Raw genomic sequence first — 2,778 nt, 5'->3', positions numbered from 1 at the left:
TACGCCGACCCGGCGATCGGCAGCGTCGAGGCGAACTCGGCGTAGCACATGATGGCCAGCGCGCAGACGACGGAGGCGATGAGGAAGGACAGGATGACGCCGGGGCCCGCGTAGTTGGCCGCGGCGGTCGCACCGACCGAGAAGATCCCCGCCCCGACCGCCACCGCGACGCCCATCACCGCGAGGTCCCAGGCACTCAGGGTGCGGCTCAGCGAGCGGTCGGGGTCGTGGCTGTCCGCCATCGAGGTCTCGACGGGCTTGCGACGCAGGACGCTGCGGTCGATCATCTCACTCCTCGGGAACGCGAGCGCTCCTCGTGGATGGCCCGCCGGACAGGATGCCGTACCCCCGCGGCCCGCGTGCCGGACCAGCGTCCCGACGGACGGCCGGCGGGCGCGGAAGTCGCGAGGGGGACACGGACGCGGGTGGCGGCGTCGTCGTCGGCGCCGGCGGCGGGGAACAGTCCGCGCGCCTCTGACGTTGCACGGTCATGCCTCTTTCCGGTGAGTACGCCCCGTCCGCCTCTGCCTGGGCCCGCGAGCAGGCCGAGCTCTTCGAGTCCTCCGGCGGGACGGAGGGCAACACGATGCGCGGAGTCCCGATCATCGTGCTGACCTCCGTCGGCGCCAAGAGCGGGAAGCTCCGCAAGACGCCCCTGATGCGGGTCGAGCACGACGGCGAGTACGTCGTCGTCGCGTCGAAGGGCGGTCACCCGGTGCACCCCACCTGGTTCCACAACCTCGTCGCCCACCCCCATGTCGAGCTCCAGGACGGGGCGGTCCGCCGTGACTACACCGCGCGCGAGCTCACCGGCGCGGAGCGCGAGCTGTGGTGGGATCGCGCCGTCGCCGTCTGGCCGGACTACGCCGAGTACGCGACGAAGACCGACCGCCTCATCCCGCTCTTCCTGCTCACGCCTCTCGCCGACTGACCCTGCCGTCTCGTCGACCGACCCGGCCGTCGCGCTTCCTCGCGAAGCACCCGATCCGCTGCACGCTTGACATCGAGGCCACTGACATCTGAAATGTCACTCGTGGTCCCCTCCCTTCGCAGCCCCATGCCACGCCTCTCGAGAGTCCTGCTCCGCGACGAGGCCCTGGCTGCCATCCGCGCCTCGATCGTCCGTGGCGACCTCGCGCCCGGGCAGGTGATCAAGGATGCGGAGCTCGCGTCCACCCTCGGCCTGTCCGTCGCGCCCGTGCGCTCGGCCCTGTCCCGGCTCGTCGACGAGGGGCTCGTCGAGTCCAAGCCGCAGAGCCACACCCGGGTGACCCCCGTGCGGCCGAAGGACGTCCGCGACGCCGTCGTCGTCGTCCGTGCCATGCACGAGATCGCGGCGCGCGAGGCCGCGAGCCGGCTCACCGACGACGACCTGGCCACCATGCGGGACGCGAACCAGCGGTTCGCCGACGCGGTGTCCACAGGTGACGTCGACGCGGCGCTGTCCGCCGACGACGAGCTGCACGGGGTCCTCCTGGCGAGGTGCGAGAACGCCGCCGTGAGGGCCACCGTCGAGCGGTTCACCCCGCTGATCCGGCGTCTGGAACGGCAACGTTTCGGCGCCCCGCACGGGCAGGACTCGATCGCCCTCCACGAGGCGCTCGTCGACACCTGCCGCACCGAGCCGGAGCTCGCCGTCGCGGTGACCACCACCATCTGGTCCACCCTGCTCGAGGAGCTGGACGAGACCGTCGAGGCGACCGCCCCGGACGAGACCCGCACACCCCCTGCTCCCGAGGAGCCCGCATGACGACGCTCGCCGACTTCGCCCGCTATCCGCTGCTCTTCGGGCCCTCGCCCGTCCACCGCCTCGACCGACTCACCTCCGAGCTCGGCGGGGCGGACCTGTGGGCCAAGCGGGAGGACTGCAACTCCGGGATCGCCTTCGGCGGCAACAAGACCCGCAAGCTCGAGTACCTGGTCGCCGATGCCCTGGCCCAGGGGTGCGACACGCTCGTGTCGATCGGCGGGGTGCAGTCCAACCACACGCGCCAGGTCGCCGCCGTCGCCGCCCGCGCCGGGCTGCGCTGCGTGCTGATCCAGGAGAGCTGGGTCGACTGGCCGGACCCCGTCTACGACAAGGTCGGCAACATCCTGCTCTCCCGACTCGCAGGCGCAGACGTCCGGCTCGTCACGGCCGGGTTCGGCATCGGGTTCAAGGAGAGCTGGGAGAACGCGCTCGCGGAGATCGTCGCGGACGGCGGCAAGCCCTACGCGATCCCGGCCGGCGCCTCCGACCACCCGCTGGGCGGCCTCGGCTTCGCGGGCTGGGCGGCGGAGGTCGCCGAGCAGGAGGCCGAGCTCGGTGTCTTCTTCGACACCGTCGTGGTCTGCTCCGTGACCGGGTCCACGCAGGCCGGGATGGTCGCCGGTTTCGCGCTCCTCGAGGAGCAGGGCGGCCGCCCGCGGCGGGTGCTCGGGGTGGACGGCTCGGCCAAGCCGGCCGAGACCCGCGCGCAGGTGCTGCGGATCGCTCAGCGCACCGCAGCGGCCATCGGCCTGGAGCGCGAGCTGACCCTGGACGACGTCGAGCTCGACGAGCGCTTCCACGCCGGCACCTACGGCATCCCCGACGAGGTGACGCTGGAGGCCATGCGCCTCGCCGCCCGGACGGACGGGATGATCACCGACCCCGTCTACGAGGGGAAGTCCATGGCGGCGATGATCGAGCTGGTCCGCACCCAGGAGATCGCCGCGAGCTCGACGGTGCTGTACGCCCACCTCGGCGGCCAGCCCGCCCTCAACGGCTACTCCGCCCTCATCTCCTGACCCACCCCC

The 2,778-nt window shown here is 72.2% G+C and carries 3 protein-coding genes and 1 pseudogene; 3 read left to right on the top strand and 1 reads right to left on the bottom strand.

The window, feature by feature from the left end:
• A pseudogene (locus ABWK99_RS15510) lies at positions 1 to 287 on the bottom strand (amino acid permease); the annotation flags it as partial.
• 203 nt (positions 288 to 490) lie between these two features.
• On the opposite strand from ABWK99_RS15510, the gene ABWK99_RS15505 reads away from it, so the two are divergent.
• The 3 genes from ABWK99_RS15505 to ABWK99_RS15495 all read left to right on the top strand — a co-directional run bounded on the left by ABWK99_RS15505 (position 491) and on the right by ABWK99_RS15495 (position 2,769).
• On the top strand, positions 491 to 931 hold the full coding sequence (locus ABWK99_RS15505; protein WP_372595588.1) for a nitroreductase family deazaflavin-dependent oxidoreductase: 441 nt from the start codon (positions 491 to 493) through the stop codon (positions 929 to 931).
• A gap of 126 nt (positions 932 to 1,057) precedes the next feature.
• Positions 1,058 to 1,750 carry a GntR family transcriptional regulator gene (locus ABWK99_RS15500; RefSeq protein WP_372595587.1) on the top strand — a complete coding sequence of 231 codons (693 nt, stop codon included), beginning with the start codon at positions 1,058 to 1,060 and terminating at the stop codon, positions 1,748 to 1,750.
• Positions 1,747 to 2,769 carry a 1-aminocyclopropane-1-carboxylate deaminase gene (locus ABWK99_RS15495; protein WP_372595586.1) on the top strand — a complete coding sequence of 341 codons (1,023 nt, stop codon included), beginning with the start codon at positions 1,747 to 1,749 and terminating at the stop codon, positions 2,767 to 2,769. Before ABWK99_RS15500 ends, ABWK99_RS15495 begins: the two co-directional genes overlap by 4 nt.
• Positions 2,770 to 2,778 lie beyond the last annotated feature (9 nt).

It is taken from the genome of Actinotalea sp. (assembly GCF_041597215.1).
In the GTDB taxonomy this organism is placed as follows: Bacteria; Actinomycetota; Actinomycetes; order Actinomycetales; family Cellulomonadaceae; genus Actinotalea.
This window is presented reverse-complemented; position numbering and strand designations above follow the sequence as displayed.